The organism is Rhodococcus sp. Z13_19A (assembly GCF_058133575.1).
In genome coordinates this window covers 310,676-327,705 of the sequence record NZ_JBYUNN010000003.1, presented here as the reverse complement: position 1 = coordinate 327,705, position 17,030 = coordinate 310,676, and the positions used below count along the sequence as shown (strand labels likewise).

Below are 17,030 nucleotides of genomic sequence, written 5' to 3'. Positions count from 1 at the left end.
CCCCACACCCCGAGCGACCACCCCCGAGCAGGAGACCCGATGACCGCTCCCCTCTCCGCCACCCCGCCGGCCACCACGCCGATGACGGCCCCGCCGTCCACCACCGGCGCCACCTCCACCTCCGCTGCCACCGCCACGGACAAGACGCAGCTGAGCAACCAGGCGTTCATGCAGCTGCTGGTGGCTCAGCTGAAGTACCAGGACCCCAGCAAGCCGATGGACACCGCCGCGTTCATGAACCAGACGGCCACCCTCACCCAGGTGCAGGCCATGGAGAAGAGCACGCAGGCCAACACCGACATGCTGGCCGCCCAGCGGGCCCAGACCGCCAGCACGCTGGTGGGCCGCACCGTGTCCTACACCGCCCTCGACGGCTCGGTGGCCACCGGCTACGTCTCCGCGGCCACCATCTCCACCCCTACCCCCACCCTGCGCATCGGCGGCAGCGACGTCGAGCTGGCCAGCGTCCAGCAGGTTCTCGACACCGCAGCCCCCACGCCGTAGCTCGGCACCACCACCCAGCTCGAACCCCACCCTCAGGAGCCCCCATGATCCGCTCACTGTTCACCGGCATCTCCGGGCTCCGTGCCCACCAGCAGATGCTCGACGTCACGTCGAACAACATCGCCAACGTCAACACCACCGGCTTCAAGAGCTCGTCCACGGTGTTCGAGGACACCCTGAGCCAGACCGTCGCCGGGGCCGGTGCACCCGGCGCCGCCACCGGCGGCACCAACGCCAAGCAGGTGGGCCTGGGCGTGCAGCTCGCCGCCACCCAGACCAGCTTCACCGAGGGGTCCAACCAGTTCACCGGCCGCACCAGCGACCTGCGCATCAACGGGGACGGCTTCTTCGTGCTCACCAAGGGCGGCCAGGAGACCTACAGCCGCGCCGGGTCGTTCTCCCCCGACGCCGAGGGCAACCTGGTCAGCCCGGACGGTGCGGTGCTGCAGAGCACCACGGGCGGGCCGATCAACATCAACGGCGGCTACACCTCCTGGAGCATCTCCCCCGCCGGTGTGGTCAACGCGGTGGACGCCACCGGCGCCACCGTGCCGATCGCCACCATCGCGCTGGCCACGTTCGCCAACCCGGCGGGCCTGGTCAAGGTGGGCGAGACCCAGTTCCAGACCAGCATCAACTCCGGTGCGCCGCAGATCGGCAACCCCGGCGAGGGCGGGCGCGGCAGCATGACCTCGGGGTACCTGGAGATGTCCAACGTGGACCTGGCCAGCGAGCTGACCAACCTGATCATCTCCCAGCGCGGGTTCCAGGCGAACTCCCGCGTCATCACCACCTCCGACGAGGTGCTGCAGAGCCTCATCAACATCAAGTAGCGCCCCGCCTCCGCGCCCTGGGCGCCCGCGCTGGTGATCCGTCCACCAGCGCGGGCGCAGGGGCTCAGGAAGTCCCCCGACCGGCCGATCAAACACCCGACAGGGATCCACGGATGGGTCCCGACGAGCACCTGGATGGATCCGTTGATACAGCTACGTCGGTTGGGTGGCGCCGTCTTCGCCCTGAACCCCGACCTCATCGAACGTGCCGAGGCCACGCCCGACACGGTCGTGACGCTGGTCGGCGGAAACAAGTACGTCATCCTGGAGTCCCTCGACGAGCTCACCCTGCTCATCCAGGAGCACCGCACCCGCATCCTCGCCGACGCCGAGCTGCTGGCCATGCAGGCCAGCCAACCGGCCGAGCAGCCGGTCCCGCCCGTGCGGGGGATCGCCAGCAGCCCCGGTGCGCGCAGCCAGGTGGTGCCGATCCGCCCTCAGGACACGTGATGGACCCCTCCCTGCTCATCGGCATGGGTCTCGCGCTGGTCGCTGTGGTCGCCTCGGTCATCCTCGAGGGCGGCCACATCACCGACATGTTCCTGCTGCCGCCGATGATCCTGGTGTTCGTCGGCACGTTCGGCGTGGCAATGGCCGGCGGCATCAAGCGGGACGTCAAGGCCCTGCCCAGCCAGCTCAAGCGCGCCGCGACGGCCACCGCCCCCGACCCGTCCGAGGCGGTGGAGACGCTGGTCCACCTGGCCGGCCGGGCCCGCCGCGAGGGCATGCTGGCGCTGGAGGACGAGGCCCGCAGCATCGAGGACGACTTCCTGCGTCGCGGGCTGCAGATGGCCATCGACGGCACCGACGCCGACGACGTGGCGGTGATCCTCTCCGCCGAGGTGGACACCAAGCGGGCGGCCGACGCCGCTGCGGCCAAGCTCTTCAACGACATGGGCGGCTACGCCCCCACCATCGGCATCATCGGCACCGTGCTGGGCCTGCTGCACGTGCTGGGCCAGCTCGCCTCCCCCGACAAGCTGGGCACCGCCATCGCCGGCGCCTTCGTCGCCACCCTGTGGGGCGTCATGTCGGCCAACGTGTTCTGGTTGCCCATCGGCAACCGGCTCAAGCGGCTGAGCCAGGTGGAGTGCGACCACATGGAGGTGGTCATCGAGGGCATCCTCGCCATCCAGGCCGGGGCCTCGCCGCGCCTGGTGGAGCAGCGGCTGGCCAGCCTGGTGCCGCTGGCCGCTGACGGCACCAAGGACGCCGGCGGGAAGACCCAGGACAAGGCCGCCTGATGGCCGCGGGACGTGGCGGACACAGCGCCCGCAGCCACCGCGGGCGCTCGCACGAGGAGCACGCCGAGGACGGCAGCGAGCGCTGGATGGTGACCTACGCCGACATGGTCACCCTGCTGCTGGTGCTGTTCATCGTGCTCTACGCCATGGGGTCGGTGAACACTTCCAAGTACGAGGAGCTCAAGACCAGCCTGGCCGGCGCGTTCAGCTCCGGGCCCACCCCAGGGCTGACCGACAGCGGCTCCGGACTGGTCAGCGGGGGACAGCTGAGTCCTCCGCTGCCGCCCGCACCGCAGAACATCGCCCCTGCCGCACCCACGCTGGCCCCCATCGACCAGGCGGCCCAGGACGCGGCCCGCGCTGCTGCCCAAGCCACCGCCCAGCGCGCGCAACCGGCGCCGGCCGGCACCAGCGACGCCGCCCGCCGCGAGCTGGAGGAGTTCCTGCGCATCGAGGAGGAGATCAACCGGTCGCTGGCCGAGCGGGGCCTGGCCGGCAGCGCCGAGTACACGATCAACGAGCGCGGGCTGGCCGTCACCATCGTCACCGACTCCTTGGTGTTCCCCGGCAACAGCGCCGTGCTGGGGGTGGACGGACCGCGCATCCTGGACGCCGTCATCCCGCCGCTGCAGCGGGCCACCAACCTGATCCAGGTGGACGGGCACACCAACCAGCAGAACGTGGGCACCGACCCCTACCCCAGCGGCTGGGAGCTCTCCTCGGCCCGCGCCTCCGCGGTGGTCCGCTACCTGACCAGCGTCGGCCGCATCAGCTCCGGCCGGCTCAGCGCCGCCGGGTTCTCCGACCAGCGCCCCCTGGTGCCGGCCAGCGACCCGGCCTCGGTCACCCGCAACCGCCGGGTGGACATCGTGGTCGTCTCCCAGCTGCCGCTGGCCGAGCGCGGTGCCCTCGCCAGCCCGTCGGGTCCCGGCGGATGAGGCGCCCACCGCCGTCCCCGCCCCTTGCCCGCCCCGCCACCCGACGCCGGAACCAGGAGTGAGCCCCATGCCCGTCGACACCGCCCCCACCACTCGAGCGGCGAGCAGCGCCCCGTCCGGCGCTGTCGCCGCCGGGGCCAAGCGCCGCTCCGGTGACGCCACCGACGCTCCGGCCAAGGCCGGCGCCGGCCGCAAGAAGATCATCGTGATCGCGGTGGTGGTGCTCCTGCTCGCCGCCGCCGGCTACTTCTTCCTCGCCCCCGCCGGCGAGGAAGGGCCCCCGGAGCCCGGGCCGGTGGTGGCCATGGAGACCACCACCCTGAACCTGGCCGACGGGCACTTCCTGCGGGTGAAGATCGCCTTGCAGACCGTGCTGGGCGCGGACGAGGCGATGGACACCAGCAAGGCCGCGCAGCTGGTGATCAGCGAGCTCAGCAACCGGCCGATGGCCAGCCTGAGCACCGAGGCCGCGCGCACCGAGGCCAAGACGGCGCTGCTGGGCAAGCTCCAGCAGGCCTACCCCGACCAGATCATGGACCTGTACTACACGGAGTTCGTCATGCAGTGATGCCCGCGCCGGGGGTGTCCGTGCAAACCCCATCCGTGAAAACCCTTGGCCCCGAGCGGACCTCGCTCGACGCCCATCGTCGGAGGCCGCCTCAGGTTCGGCCGAGCGCGGTCGAAGAGTAACCATGTGGCACCCACTTCGACCGGTACAGCCGCGCCCGTGGCGCGGCTGCTGCGCCGCACGGCCCCCGCCGGCGCGGTCCCGTACGACTTCCGCAGGCCCGCCAAGCTGCCCCGGGAGTACATGCGTGGCCTGCAGCTGAGCTACGAGACCTTCGGTCGCCGGCTGGGCACGCTGCTCACCAGCGGCCTGCGCCAGCTGAGCACGGTCAACCTGGTGGCCATCGAGCACCAGACCTACGAGGAGTACGCGGCCGGGCTGGAGCCGACCACCCTGATGGCGGTGCTGGACATCGCCCCGCTGCAGGGCACGGCGATCTTCGAGATGTCGGTGCCCACGGCGCTGGGGTGCCTGGACTACATGCTCGGCGGCGCGGGCGGTGAGCAGCCCACCCGCCAGCTCACCGACATCGAGGTGACGGTGCTGCGCACGCTGCTGGACCAGATCCTCGCCGTGCTCGCCTACGCCACCGAGCCCACGGTGGGCATGACGCCGACGCTGCGCACCCTCGAGTACCACCCGCAGTTCATCCAGCCGGTGCCCGCCGCCGACACCGTGGTGGTGGCCTCCTTCGAGATGCGGGTGGGCAACCAGGTCTGCGTCGCCACCCTCTGCGTGCCCTTCGCCTCGCTGCAGCCGCGGCTGCAGGTCGGCGCGGAGGGCGCACCCCAGTCGGCCGCCGAGCGCAGCTCGCGGGAGCGGGCGGCGCGGCAGGTGCGCTCAGCCATGGGCAACGTGCCGGTGGACGTCTCGGTGGCCTTCCGCCCCCTGCAGCTGACCCCGCAGGAGGTCATCGCCCTGGTGCCCGGCTCGGTCATCAGCCTCAACCACCCGGTGAGCACCCCGCTGACGGTCGACGCCGGCGGCGTCACCTTCGCCCACGCCCTCGCCGGACGGCAGGGCACCCGCCTCGCCGGCCTCGTCATCGGCACCCCCCTGGAGCAGACACCATGACCACCCCGTCCCCGGCCGACGCCGTCCGCCAGGCCGCGCTCGCCGCCATCGCCGCGCTGCCCATCGCCGAACCCCTCACCCTGGGCGAGCCGGTCACCCACACCGCTGCGCTGGACTTCGACGGGGTGGCGGTCACCGCCCGCTTCACCGGCGGCACCGGCGGCGAGGTGGTGGTGGCCGTGGAGCGTGCGGTGAGCGAGGCGCTGCAGGGCTCCGCGCTGGGCTCGCTCGACCTGGGCTCGGCGCTGGCTCCCGCCCTGGCTGCCGCCGCCGGCACCGTGGGCACCGTGCAGACCGGGCCCGGCCAGGTGCTCGACGTGCGCCCCGCGCTGGACGCCCTGCTCAGCAAGCCCGGTGCCGCGGTGGTGCCGCTGCTGCACCAGGGCGTGGTGCGCGCCGTGGTCGGCCTGGCGGTCGCCGCGTCGGCGGCGCCCGCGGTGGCCCCCACCACGCCGCTCTACCCGACGCTGGAGGAGGCCCGTGCCACCGCCGCGGCCCCCGGTGGCATGGGTGCCCAGCAGATCCGGCGGGGCCTGGACCTGCTGCGCGACGTGCACATGGAGGTCACCGCCCAGATCGGTGCCACCCGCATGACGGTGAACGAGCTGCTCACCCTCACCGACGGCGCCGTGGTGGAGCTGGACCGGGCGGCGGGCGCCCCGGCCGACCTGCTGGTCAACGGGCACCTCATCGCCCGTGGCGAGGTGGTGGTGGTGGACGAGAACTTCGGTCTGCGGATCACCGAGATCGTGGTCGGTGACGAGATGGTCTCCGCACCCGCGTGAGCACCGTCGAGCTCGTCGGCCGGATGATCCTCGCCCTGGTCGTCGTGATCTTCGTGATGTGGGGCCTGGCCAAGTGGGCCCGCAAGCCGCTCGGCGCCGGTGCGGGCCAGGTGCTGACCGTGCTGGCCCGCCAGCAGCTCAGCCGCACCTCCTCGGTGGCCGTGGTGAAGGTGCTCGACCAGGCCCTGGTGCTCGGCGTGACCGAGCAGGGCATCCGCCTGCTCACCGAGGTCGACCTGGACCAGGTGCAGACCGTGCTGTCCACGCCGCCAGCACCGCGCGAGCGGCGGCTGCGCCGCACCTCCAGCACTGACCCCGGCTCCACCGCCGACGCGCTCGCCGAGCCCGCGCCGGAGCCGGTGACGCTGACGAAGAGCGCCACCGCGCCGGGTCGCCTGGACGGCTCCGTGCTCTCCCCCCGCACCTGGCGCCAGGCGGTGGACGCCGTCCGCGACCTCACGGCGCGCCGGTGAGCACCCGCCCGGCCGGCCGGCCGGTGGTGCGCACCACGGTGCTGGCCCTGCTCGCCGGGCTGTTCCTGCTGCTGGCCGCCCCCGCCGCCCCGCACGCCGCTGCCGCCTCGGCCCAGCCAGGGGCGAGCCCGCCAGGAGCGACGCTGGTGGTGGCCGCCGCGGTGGCCCAGCCGCTGCCCCAGCAGACCGAGCCCACCCCGCCGGCCCCACCCACGGCGCCCGATGCGCCCACCGGGTCGGTGACCGTGGACGTCAACCCCTCCCCCAGCACCTCGGTGAGCATCCTGCTGCTGCTCACGGTGCTGTCGGTGGCGCCGTCGATCCTGCTGCTGATGACCAGCTTCACCAAGATCTTCGTCGTCCTCGGCCTCACCCGAAATGCGTTGGGGCTCAACACTGTTCCGCCCAACCAGGTGCTCGCCGGGCTCTCGTTGTTCCTCAGCCTGTTCATCATGACGCCGGTGCTGAAGCTGGTGAACTCCGAGGGGCTGCAGCCCTACCTCGACGGCAGCAAGACGCAGTCCGACGCGTTCGACGACGGCATCAAGCCGCTGCGGGAGTTCATGCTCGCCCACACCCGCACCGAGGAGATCGCGATGATGCTGCGGGCGGCCAAGCTGCCCAACCCGCCCAGCCCGGAGGCCGTGGAGCTGACCACGCTCATCCCGGCGTTCGTGCTCTCCGAGCTGCGGGCGGCGATGATCATCGGCTTCGTCATCTTCATCCCGTTCCTCATCATCGACATGGTCGTGTCGTCCTCGCTCATGTCGCTGGGAATGATGATGCTCCCGCCGGTCACGGTGTCCCTGCCGTTCAAGATCCTGCTGTTCGTGCTCGCCGACGGCTGGGGGCTGATCATCAACTCCCTGGTCACCAGCTACAACACCGGCTGATCCCCCAGCACACGCCCGTCCGTGCCCAGCCGAACCACCCCTGACTCGAGGTACCCGCCATGACCGACACCGCGATCGTCCACCTGGGACTGCAGGCCATGCTGATCGGCTTCCAGCTGGCTGCGCCGGTGCTGCTCACCGCCCTGGTCATCGGCTTCGCCATCTCGATGTTCCAGTCGGCGACGCAGATCCAGGAGTTCACGCTGTCCTTCGTGCCCAAGGTGATCGGCGTCGGGGTGGCGCTGCTGGTCTCCGGCAGCTGGATGATGCACACGATGATCACCTTCACCGAGCAGCTGTTCACCCAGATCCCCTCCCTGACCAGCTGAGCGAGGGCGAGCCCACCCGTGGACGTGCGATGAGCGTGCAGCTGGACACCGCGAGCCTGCTCGCGGTGCTGCTGGCCTCGATCCGCATCGGCGCGTGGCTGATGATCGCCCCACCGCTGGCCACCGCGGGCGTGCCGCGCACCGTGCGGATGATGCTGGCTGGGGTGCTGTCGCTGGTGGTGGTGGGCACCGCCCGGCAGAACGTGCCCGCCGCGGAGATCGGGCCGCTGGTGGGCAGTGCCGTGCAGCAGCTGCTGATCGGCGCCGCGCTGGGGTTCCTCACCCGGCTGCTGTTCACCGCCGTCGAGGCGGCGGGGTCGATGATCGACCTGTTCGGGGGGTTCTCCCTGGCCGCGGCCTACGACCCGCTGATGGCCAACACCAACGCCGTGTTCGGGCGGCTGTTCGCGCTGCTCACCACGGTGCTGATCTTCGCCAGCAACGCGCACCTGGTGATCATCACCGGCTTCCTGCGCACCTTCACCGCGCTGCCGCTGGACGCCACCCTGTCGCTGTCCGACCTCGGCGCCACCCTGGTCACCGCCATGACCGACATGTTCATCGCCGCGCTGCAGATCGCCGCCCCGATGATCGCGGTGCTGTTCATCGCCGACGTGGCGCTGGGCCTGCTCAGCCGGATCTCCCCGCACCTGAACATCTTCTCGGTGAGCTTCCCGCTGAAGATCGGCCTCACCCTCGGGCTGGTGGGACTGGTGCTCACCACGCTGCCCGGGGTGATCACCACTATGGCCGACACCGCCAGCCGGATGATCTCGGCGGTGATCGGCTGATGGCGGGCAAGCCGGCGGGTGAGAAGACCGAGCAGGCCACCCCGCAGAAGAAGAAGAAGGCCCGCAAGGACGGCCAGATCGCGCACAGCCCGGAGCTGGGCTCCTGGCTCAGCCTGGCCGCCGCCAGCTTCGTCATCCCGATGGTGTGCAGCTCGCTGATGAGCCTGTGCCGGGCCACCATGGTCCAGGTCGGAGCGCTCATCACCACCCCGGACACCAGCCGGGCGCTGCAGCTGGCGCGCGACACCATGCTGGAGGCGGCGATGGCCACCGTGCCGCTGGCGGCGGTGGTGATGCTGACCTCGGTGCTGGCCTCGGGCTCGCAGGCCGGGATCTACCTGGCGCCCAAGCTGTGGAAGCCCAAGGTGTCGCGGCTCAACCCCTTCAGCGGGGTCAAGCGGATGTTCGGCCCCCAGGGGCTGTGGCAGCTGGTCAAGTCGATGCTCAAGCTCGGGGTGCTGTGCGGCATCACCTACCTGTCGGTGCGCGACCTGGTGCCGGCGCTGATGAGCGCCGGCACGCTCCCCCTGACCAGCGTGCTGGACACCACCGTGGACTCCGCCATGCGGCTGGTGCGCTACGGCGCGGTGGCCGGGGTGGTGATGGCGATCGCGGACGTGATCGTGGTGCGCCGGCGCACCAGCAAGCAGCTGAAGATGACCAAGCAGGAGGTGAAGCAGGAGCACAAGACCTCCGAGGGCGACCCGGTGCAGAAGGGCGCTCGCCGCTCGCGCGCGCTGGCCATGAGCCGCAACCGGATGATGGCCGACCTGCCCACCGCCGACGTCATCGTGCTCAACCCCACCCACCTCGCCGTGGCGCTGCGCTACGACCCCGCCCGCGGCGCGCCCCGGGTGATCGCCAAGGGCGCGGACTTCACCGCCGCGCGCATCCGCGAGGTGGCCGCCGAGCACCGCATCCCGATGGTGCGCGACGTGGCGCTGGCCCGCAGCCTGCACGCCACCTGCGAGATCGGCCACGAGATCCCCGCCGACCTGTACCAGGGCGTGGCGACCGTGCTGGCCTTCGTGATGCGGCTGCGCCGGCGAGGTTCGGTGGCCGGCACCCACCAGCTGCCCGCCGTCGCACACTGATCCAACTTCGTTGCCGCACTCAGGTTCTGGTGACAGCTGCCGAACAGAACCAGTGCCAGGACGGTGAGTCGATGCAGCCCAGGGACCGGGATGCACCAGCAGTGTTCCCCGAGCCATGCCCCCGGAGCAGCGACACCTCGCCGCTTCCTCGTCGCGTCTGAGCAGTAGGTGTCGTGAATCCCAAGTCGCTGAGCAAGCTGGCGGTGCCCATCGGCATCGTCTCCGTCATCATGATGATGGTGGTGCCGGTGCCCGCCATGGTGCTGGACCTGCTGATCGCCTTCAACATCACCCTGGCCGTGCTCATCGTGCTGGTGAGCATGTACGTCAAGCGGCCGCTGGACTTCTCCAGCTTCCCCTCGCTGCTGCTCATCGCCACGCTCTTCCGGCTCGCGCTGAACATCTCCGCCACCCGCCTGGTGCTCACCGACGGCTACGCCGGTGAGGTCATCGGCGCCTTCGGCCACTTCGTCATCGGCGGCTCGCTGATCATCGGGCTGATGATCTTCACCATCCTGCTGGTGGTGCAGTTCGTGGTCATCACCAACGGCGCCGGGCGGGTGGCCGAGGTGGGCGCGCGGTTCACCCTGGACGCCATGCCCGGCAAGCAGATGGCCATCGACGCCGACCTCAACTCCGGCCTGATCGACGAGAAGCAGGCCCGTGAGCGGCGCGCCGAGGTCTCCTCCGAGGCCGACTTCTACGGCTCGATGGACGGCGCCTCCAAGTTCGTCAAGGGCGACGCCATCGCGGCCATCCTGATCACCCTGATCAACCTCATCGGCGGCATCGCCATCGGGGTGGTCTCGCACGGGATGCCCGTGGGCGAGGCGGTCAGCAAGTACAGCCTGCTCTCCGTGGGTGACGGCCTGGTCTCCCAAATCCCGGCGCTGCTGCTGTCGGTGGCCACCGGCCTCATCGTCACCCGCTCCAGCGACTCCGACGACCTGGGCACGGTGGTCGCCGCCCAGCTGGGCCGGCACCAGCGCGCGCTGCAGATCGCCGGTGGCGCCGCGATCGCGCTGTGCCTGGTGCCGGGCCTGCCCAAGCTGCCGTTCATCGCCGTGGGCGGGCTGCTGCTGTTCCTGGCCCAGCGCCTGGGCGCGACCACCAAGCAGGAGGCGGCCGAGGCGGCGATGCTCGAGGCCGCCACCGCCACCGGCCCCGCCCCGGACAGCACCAACGCGCTGCTGGACGACCTGGCGGTCGACCCGCTGGAGCTGGCGCTGGCCCCGGACATGATCTCCCTGGTGGACGGCGCCGGCGCCGACCTGCTCGACCGGGTGCGCGCCCTGCGCCGCAAGCTCGCGCTGGAGCTGGGCCTGGTGATGCCGCCGGTGCGCACCCGCGACAACCTGGACCTGCCCGCCTCCACCTACGCCATCAGCGTCAACGGCGTGGAGGTCGCCCGCGGCGCCGCGCCGGCCGGCACCGCCCTGGCCATCGGCGACAACCTGGACAACCTGCCCGGCGTGGTGGGCCAGGAGCCGGTGTTCGGGCTCACCGGCAAGTGGATCCACACCAGCCTGCGTGGCCAGGCGGAGATGCTCGGAGCCACCGTGGTGGACCAGTCGTCGGTGATCATCACGCACCTGTCCGAGATCGTGCGCACCCACGCCAGCCAGCTGCTGGGTCGCGAGGACACCGCCGCGCTCACCCAGGCCCTCAAGCGCAGCCACCCAGTGGTGGTGGAGGACCTCACCCCCGCCCTGCTGAGCCTGGGCGAGGTGCAGCGGGTGCTGCGGGCGCTGCTCGACGAGGGGGTGCCCATCCGCGACCTGGTGCGCATCTTCGAGGCGCTCTCGCTGGCCGCGAAGACCGGCACCGACCCCGACCGGCTGGTGGAGGCTGCGCGCCTGGCCCTAGCCCCAGCCATCACCGCGGCCCACCTGACCGACGGGCGCCTCAGCGTGCTGACCCTCGAGCCGTCCATGCAGCAGGGCCTGCTGGAGTCGTTGCGGCCCAGCGAGACCGGGGTGCAGCTGCTGCCCACCCCGGACCTGCTCGAGGGCGTGCTGGAGGGCGTGGCCCGGATGCACCAGCAGGCCCTGGAGCACGGCTACCGCCCGGTGCTGGCCTGCGCACCGCAGATCCGGCTGCCGCTGCGCCGGTTGATCGCCAGCACGGTGCCCGACCTGCCGGTGATGTCGTACTCGGAGATCTCCCACAACGCGGTGGCCGTGGACACCGTGGGCGTGGTGGCCGACGGCCGCACGGTCGGTGTCTGACATGAGCGACGCCGAGACGGCAGACACCACCGGGGTGCTGACTGCCGAGGGCAGCGACGTGCGCCGCCTGGTGGAGCAGCTGCGGGAGCGCCACGGCGACATCAGCGTGCTCAGCCACGAGCGGGTGCGCCGTGGCGGCGTGGCCGGCTTCTTCGCCCGCGAGTCCTTCCGCCTCACCTACCGGGTGCAGGCCGCGCCACCCGCCCCGGCCGAGGTGGACCCGGCCGCAGAGCTGGAGCCGGCCGAGCTGGACCCGGTCGCGGCGCTGGTGGCGGACGCTGACCGGCTGGACCACGTGGACACCTCGAGCGACGGCCGGACGCTGTCCGCCTCGGAGGACGGCTGGCACGTCGACGACGCCCTGCTGGACCTGCTGGGCTCCACCGACCACCGGGAGAGCACGCTCAACGGCACCCCGCACGAGCTCGACTTCGCCCAGGTGCTGCAGAACCTCGTCGGCGGCAGCAGCTCCCCCAACGGCACCGGCTCCGTCAACGACCGCGGCCACACCAGCGACGGTCCCGACGATGTGCCGGACGCCGGGCTGCTGGACCTCCCCCGCTCACCGGCGGCGCCCAGCGTCGGTGGCGGCGCGGCCACCCGGCGGCGGATGGAGATGCTGGTGCAGCTGCGCGACCTCGGCGTCCCCGTGCTCACCGGCCCCGCCGCCGGCACCGACAACGTCTTCCAGGCGCTGGCCGACATCCTGGACGAGCTGCCTCCACCCCCGCTGCCGCCCTGCGGTGCCGGCGAGCTGCTGGTGCTGGTGGGCGATCTCGCCCCCAGCCTGCGCACCGCGCACGCCGTGGCGGCCACGCTGCGGCTGGACCCCGCCGGCATCCGGGTGGCCGGGCACCCCGGCGACCCGGTGCTGGCCCACCCCGGCACCCCGGTGATGAGCACCCCGGCCGAGGCGACCGCCCTGCGCGCGGAGCTGACCACCGCCACCACCCCCGCCGTGCTGGTGCTGGGCACCGACGGTGGGCCTGAGCACGGCGAGGACCCCTGGGGCCCGGCGATGCTGCAGGCGCTGCACCCGACCGTGGTGTGGGCGGTGGTGGACGCCACCAGCAAGACCGAGGACACCCGCGCCCGGCTGCGCCCGCTCGGCGTCGACGCGCTCTGCGTGCACTCCTCGCGGCGCAGCACCAGCCCCGCCACCGTGTGGGACCTGGACCTGCCCGTGGCGCTGCTGGACGGGCGCCCTGCCGACGCGACCGCCTGGGCGGGGCTGCTGTTCGCCCTGTTGCGCACCGGTGCTCGTCGGGCAAGCACCTGAGCTGGCCCCTGCCCCGGCTCCGCCGCCGCCCGTTCCTGATCGACCGAGAGGTACCCGATGTTTCGTTGGTCCGTCCTGCTGCTCGCCCTGGTGATGAGCGTGCCCGCGCTGTGGTCGGCGTTCGTCGTGGAGTCGATGAGCCCGACCACCGCCGGAGTCCGCTTCCTGGTCGCCGTGCCGGTGGCGGCGCTGATGGTGGCCGCGCTGCGCGCCGTCACTGCACCTCCACAGCCAGCACCGGCCGGCGCCGCGGGGCGCGGACCGGTGGCCCGCTGAGCCCGGTCAGCGCGATGACGCCCGGGTGGTCACGGACCAGGCCACCCTTGCGTGGCTGTACGACGTCTACGTCGCTCGTACCAGCCGAGGGAAGGGCTCCATCGAGAAGCGAAAGCAGTGGATGGCGCTCGGCGCCCAGCAGGGGTCGGAGCCGGTGCTGCCCTGGCCGACTCGTCTAGTCGGTCGCGGGGTCCGGCTTGCTGCCGGCTGGATCGAGCGCCGTGCGCAGCGCAGCCAGGGCGTCGTCGCTGGTGGTCACGGCCTGGGCGTTGGCCTGCTGCAGCTCCCGGTAGACCTCCTCGCGGTGCACCTGCACCGCCCGAGGGGCCTCGATGCCCACCCGCACCGCGTCGCCACGGACCTCCGACACCGTGATGACGATGTCGTCCCCGATCATGATGCTCTCGCCGGCACGGCGAGTGAGGATCAGCACGGTGTTGCTCCAGGCGTTGTGGGTGAGCCGGTCTCGGCGACGCCCACGCTATCGTGCGGACGCCAGCAGCGGGACGCGCAGCGACAGCGACGTGTCGCGCAGCACCAGCTGCACCCCGGTGCCCAGGCGGGGGGCGATGACCACCGGTGCGAGCAGGTTGGCGGTGGCGTCGTCCAGCCGGTCGGTGAGGGTGACGATCACCAGCACCGACACCTCCTCGTCGTCGGCCACGCCGAGGCAGCCGAGGTCAGCGGCGCTGATCGCCGGGGAGTAGTCCGGGAAGAACGTGGCCGGGTCGGCGAGGATGAATCGCAGCGACGGGGTGCGCGCCGAGCGCAGCGCGTAGAGCACGCCACCCTCGTCCACCGGGTCCAGGGTGAACTCGTGGTGGTCGGGAAAGCCCGGGATGGGCTCGGCCAGCCGCACCGTGCGGGGCAGTGCGGCGGCGGGGGCGCCGCTGGCCGTCACCGCCGGCCCGTCCAGCACAGTCGGGCCGTCCAGCACAGTCGGGCCGGCCAGCACAGTCACCTCAGTCAACACAGTCACCTCAAGTAGTCCAGCAGGGAGATCTGACGGATCTTGGCCGTGGTGGCCAGGGCTGCCTGGTAGGCGGTGTCCGCAGTGGTCAGCGCGATCACGGTCTCCGCCAGGTCGATGTCCTGCAGCTCGGACAGCTGGGTCTTCAGCTGGGTGGTCTGCACCAGCGTCGCCGTCTGCACCGACTGGACGCTCTGGTAGCGCGACCCGGCCAGCGCCTGCTGGCCGGTGACGGCCTGCCGGGCGCTGTCCAACCTGGACAGCTCCGGGCCCAGCGCGGCGGGGTTGCTGCGCAGCTTGGCCGCGATGTCGGTGAGCACGTCGAAGACGGTGTTGCCCGGGCTGCCGAACGCCGCGGTCCCGGAGCCGCTGACGGTGACTTCGTTGTTGGGGCCCACCGTGCGCTGCACCGTGCCGGCGTCGCCGACGTAGGCCCCGCTGCGGTCGAAGGCCACCGGCCCGGCGGTGGTGCCACCGAAGACGGGGCGGCCCTGGTGGGTGGCGTTGGCCAGCGACAGCAGCGCCGTCCGGGCCTGGTCCACCTGCTGGGCGAGCGCCTCGTTGGACGTAGCGTCGGCGCTGCCGGTGTTGAGGCCCTGCAGCACCAGGGTGCGCACCTGCTGCACCTGGTTGCCCACCGCGCTCAGGGTGGAGTCGACCGTGGTCAGCCACCCGAGCGCGTCGGTGGCGCTGCTCTGGTGCTGCTCGGTGCGGCGCAGCTCCGAGCGCAGCTGCAGGGCGGTGGCGGTGCCCGACGGGGAGTCCGACGGCTTGGTGATCTGGCGGCCTGACGACAGCCGCGCCTGCACGTCCTGCAGCCGCGAGGCGGTGGACTGCAGCCCGGCCAGGGTGGCCCGGGCCGAGGACTGCTCGGTGACTCGCATGGTTACAGGCCCACCCTTCCGGTGCGGCTGATGAGCGTGTCCAGCATCTCGTCCACCGTGCTGAGCACGCGGGAGGCGGCCTGGTAGGCCCGCTGGTAGGTGAGCAGGTTGGCGGTCTCCTCGTCCAGGCTGACCCCGGAGGCCGCCTGGGCGAGGTCGTCGACGCTGGTGGTCAGCGCCTGCTGCACCGCGGCCTGGCGGCTGGTGGCCTGCACCTCGGAGCCGAGGGTGCTCACCAGCTGCCGGTAGCGGGCGTCGGCGCCGGAGGGGGCGGTGCCCAGCGCCGCCATCCGCCCGGCCAGGGAGCCGTCGAGGTTGCCGCCGGGGCTGGCCGAGGCAGCCAGGTCGGCCGGGTCGGTCACCGCCACCCGCAGCGTGGCGGCGGTGGTGCCGGTGAACAGGGCGGTGCCGGCCGCGCCGGCCAGGGTGTATCCGCTGGTCTGCACCGCGTTGACGCTCTCCGCCAGCCCGGCGGCCACGGTGTCCAGTCGGGCGGCGTAGCCGGGCAGCACCGTGGCGAGGGCGTCCGACAGGCTGCCGAGCACGCCGCCGACCCGGCCGGCGGGGGCCTCGCCGCCCACGGTGAGCCCACCGCCGGGGCCGGCCGCCACGGTGGCCGCGGTGCCACCGGAGACCAGCGTGCGCCCGCCGAGCACCACGGTGGCGCTGCCGTCGCGCGTGATGGTGGACTGCGCCCCGGTCAGGTCGGCCAGCGTCATCAGCAGGGAGTCGCGCTGGTCAGCCAGCGCGTTGGTGCTGGAGCCGGTCGCCGTGGCCAGGGTGAGGGCCCGGTTCACCTCGGCCAGCGCGGTGGCCGCGGTGTCGACCTTGCCGGCCGCCTCGGCCAGCTGGGTACCGACACCCTCGGTCAGCCGCTGCAGCGCACCGGCGGTGGCGGTGATCGATGCGGCGAGCTCGGCCGCCTTGACCAGCACCACGTTGCGGGCGTCCAAGTTGCCCGGGTGGTTGGCCACCTCGGTCCAGGACTTCCAGAACCCGTTGAGCTCCTCCGACAGCCCGGTGTCGCTGGGCTCGAGGAACAGGCCCTCCACGCTGGACAGCGTGCCGGCACTGGTCTGCAGGTAGCCGTTCTGGCCGTGCTCCACCCGGGCCCTGGCGTCCACCACGGGGTCGTTGAGCCGGCTGGTGCCGGCGATGGTCACTCCGGTCGCGGCGTGCGGCGTCGAGTACATGCTGGGCACGCCCGCCACCGGGCCCACCGACGCCAGGTCCGCCCGCTGGCGGGTGTACCCCGCGACGCCGGCGTTGTTGATGTTCTGCCCCGTCACGTCCAGGGCGTAGCGCTGCGCCGCGAGGCCCGACATGGCTGTGCTGATGCCGGCGAAGGTGCTGCTCATGCCTGCTGGTCCATCAGCACCGGTGCGCGACCGGTGGCTTCGGCACCGCCGCGGTGGTCGTAGGTGTCCAGGCTGCCGGTGAGCTGCTGCAGCGACTCCCGCACCGTGCTCGCGCCGGCGGTGAGCAGCTCACGGTTGGTCCGGGTGGTGGTGTCCACCTCGTCGGTCAGCGCCCGCAGCGCGCTGCGGTGCTCGGTGAGCACGGTGGCCCACGGCTCCGGCGCCTCGGCGGCGAGCTCGGCCAGGGTGGGCAGCTCGTCGACCTCCAGGTCGGCGGCGATCACCTCGCTCTCGATGGCCCGCAGCACCTCGGTGCAGCGCAGCTGGTCCAGCGCGGACTCCAGCTCCTCGGTGGCCGAGTCCAGCATCCGGGTCTGGCCCGACTGCAGGATCAGCTGCTGCTGGACCAGCTTGAACTGCACGTGCTGCAGGGCCTCCCGCTCGCGCCACAGCACCGTCGACACGGCGGAGTAGCCCGCTGCTTCCTTCGTCTGAACCATGATCAACCC

General features: G+C 72.1%; 21 protein-coding genes. 16 read left to right on the top strand and 5 right to left on the bottom strand.

Annotated features, from left to right (window positions below; genetic code table 11):
- Window positions 1-39: 39 nt before the first annotated feature.
- The 16 genes from AC3YNX_RS12650 (at window position 40) to AC3YNX_RS12575 (ending at window position 13,309) form a co-directional block, all read left to right on the top strand.
- Window positions 40-504, top strand: a complete 465-nt coding sequence (locus AC3YNX_RS12650; RefSeq protein WP_206518153.1) for a flagellar hook assembly protein FlgD — start codon at window positions 40-42, stop codon at window positions 502-504.
- A gap of 44 nt (window positions 505-548) precedes the next feature.
- A complete protein-coding gene (locus tag AC3YNX_RS12645; protein ID WP_127783026.1) occupies window positions 549-1,337 on the top strand; it encodes a flagellar hook-basal body complex protein in 789 nt (262 codons plus the stop codon).
- Between the two features lie 135 nt (window positions 1,338-1,472).
- Window positions 1,473-1,787: a flagellar FlbD family protein gene (locus AC3YNX_RS12640; RefSeq protein WP_127783027.1), complete on the top strand. Its 315-nt coding sequence runs from the start codon at window positions 1,473-1,475 to the stop codon at window positions 1,785-1,787.
- On the top strand, window positions 1,787-2,581 hold the full coding sequence (locus AC3YNX_RS12635) for a motility protein A (RefSeq protein ID WP_127783028.1): 795 nt from the start codon (window positions 1,787-1,789) through the stop codon (window positions 2,579-2,581). The genes AC3YNX_RS12640 and AC3YNX_RS12635 overlap by 1 nt, the downstream gene beginning before the upstream one ends.
- Window positions 2,581-3,519 carry an OmpA/MotB family protein gene (locus AC3YNX_RS12630; RefSeq protein ID WP_127783029.1) on the top strand — a complete coding sequence of 313 codons (939 nt, stop codon included), beginning with the start codon at window positions 2,581-2,583 and terminating at the stop codon, window positions 3,517-3,519. Before AC3YNX_RS12635 ends, AC3YNX_RS12630 begins: the two co-directional genes overlap by 1 nt.
- A gap of 67 nt (window positions 3,520-3,586) precedes the next feature.
- Window positions 3,587-4,087, top strand: coding sequence for a flagellar basal body-associated FliL family protein (locus AC3YNX_RS12625; protein WP_489995667.1), 501 nt, complete (start codon window positions 3,587-3,589; stop codon window positions 4,085-4,087).
- 159 nt (window positions 4,088-4,246) lie between these two features.
- Window positions 4,247-5,161, top strand: a complete 915-nt coding sequence (locus AC3YNX_RS12620; protein WP_127783031.1) for a flagellar motor switch protein FliM — start codon at window positions 4,247-4,249, stop codon at window positions 5,159-5,161.
- A complete protein-coding gene (gene fliN, locus AC3YNX_RS12615) occupies window positions 5,158-5,946 on the top strand; it encodes a flagellar motor switch protein FliN (RefSeq protein WP_127783032.1) in 789 nt (262 codons plus the stop codon). The genes AC3YNX_RS12620 and fliN overlap by 4 nt, the downstream gene beginning before the upstream one ends.
- A complete protein-coding gene (locus tag AC3YNX_RS12610; protein WP_489995666.1) occupies window positions 5,943-6,419 on the top strand; it encodes a FliO/MopB family protein in 477 nt (158 codons plus the stop codon). The genes fliN and AC3YNX_RS12610 overlap by 4 nt, the downstream gene beginning before the upstream one ends.
- Window positions 6,416-7,312: a flagellar type III secretion system pore protein FliP gene (gene fliP / locus AC3YNX_RS12605; protein ID WP_489995665.1), complete on the top strand. Its 897-nt coding sequence runs from the start codon at window positions 6,416-6,418 to the stop codon at window positions 7,310-7,312. Before AC3YNX_RS12610 ends, fliP begins: the two co-directional genes overlap by 4 nt.
- A 59-nt stretch (window positions 7,313-7,371) precedes the next feature.
- Window positions 7,372-7,641: a flagellar biosynthetic protein FliQ gene (locus AC3YNX_RS12600; RefSeq protein ID WP_127783034.1), complete on the top strand. Its 270-nt coding sequence runs from the start codon at window positions 7,372-7,374 to the stop codon at window positions 7,639-7,641.
- A 29-nt stretch (window positions 7,642-7,670) separates the two neighbouring features.
- Entirely contained in the window at window positions 7,671-8,432 is a 762-nt protein-coding gene (locus AC3YNX_RS12595; RefSeq protein WP_489983114.1) for a flagellar biosynthetic protein FliR, read from the top strand.
- Window positions 8,432-9,526 (top strand): EscU/YscU/HrcU family type III secretion system export apparatus switch protein, encoded by a 1,095-nt coding sequence (locus AC3YNX_RS12590; protein ID WP_127783036.1) that lies wholly within the window; start codon window positions 8,432-8,434, stop codon window positions 9,524-9,526. The genes AC3YNX_RS12595 and AC3YNX_RS12590 overlap by 1 nt, the downstream gene beginning before the upstream one ends.
- Window positions 9,527-9,699: 173 nt before the next feature.
- Window positions 9,700-11,754: a flagellar biosynthesis protein FlhA gene (gene flhA, locus AC3YNX_RS12585; protein ID WP_127783037.1), complete on the top strand. Its 2,055-nt coding sequence runs from the start codon at window positions 9,700-9,702 to the stop codon at window positions 11,752-11,754.
- 1 nt (window position 11,755) lies between these two features.
- Window positions 11,756-13,033, top strand: coding sequence for a hypothetical protein (locus AC3YNX_RS12580; RefSeq protein WP_489995664.1), 1,278 nt, complete (start codon window positions 11,756-11,758; stop codon window positions 13,031-13,033).
- 57 nt (window positions 13,034-13,090) lie between these two features.
- Window positions 13,091-13,309 (top strand): hypothetical protein, encoded by a 219-nt coding sequence (locus AC3YNX_RS12575; RefSeq protein WP_127783039.1) that lies wholly within the window; start codon window positions 13,091-13,093, stop codon window positions 13,307-13,309.
- A gap of 175 nt (window positions 13,310-13,484) precedes the next feature.
- On the opposite strand, the gene csrA is transcribed toward AC3YNX_RS12575, so the two are convergent.
- The 5 genes from csrA to AC3YNX_RS12550 are packed head-to-tail and all read right to left on the bottom strand — an operon-like array spanning window position 13,485 to window position 17,021.
- Window positions 13,485-13,742 (bottom strand): carbon storage regulator CsrA, encoded by a 258-nt coding sequence (gene csrA / locus AC3YNX_RS12570; protein WP_127783040.1) that lies wholly within the window; start codon window positions 13,740-13,742, stop codon window positions 13,485-13,487.
- 48 nt (window positions 13,743-13,790) lie between these two features.
- Window positions 13,791-14,270: a flagellar assembly protein FliW gene (gene fliW / locus AC3YNX_RS12565; protein ID WP_489995940.1), complete on the bottom strand. Its 480-nt coding sequence runs from the start codon at window positions 14,268-14,270 to the stop codon at window positions 13,791-13,793.
- 14 nt (window positions 14,271-14,284) lie between these two features.
- Window positions 14,285-15,163 carry a flagellar hook-associated protein FlgL gene (gene flgL / locus AC3YNX_RS12560; RefSeq protein ID WP_489995663.1) on the bottom strand — a complete coding sequence of 293 codons (879 nt, stop codon included), beginning with the start codon at window positions 15,161-15,163 and terminating at the stop codon, window positions 14,285-14,287.
- 2 nt (window positions 15,164-15,165) lie between these two features.
- Window positions 15,166-16,521, bottom strand: coding sequence for a flagellar hook-associated protein FlgK (flgK, locus tag AC3YNX_RS12555; RefSeq protein WP_489995662.1), 1,356 nt, complete (start codon window positions 16,519-16,521; stop codon window positions 15,166-15,168).
- The gene (locus tag AC3YNX_RS12550) at window positions 16,518-17,021 is read right to left on the bottom strand and encodes a flagellar protein FlgN (protein ID WP_127783044.1); all 504 of its coding nucleotides are present in this window, start codon (window positions 17,019-17,021) and stop codon (window positions 16,518-16,520) included. Before AC3YNX_RS12550 ends, flgK begins: the two co-directional genes overlap by 4 nt.
- Window positions 17,022-17,030: the final 9 nt, after the last annotated feature.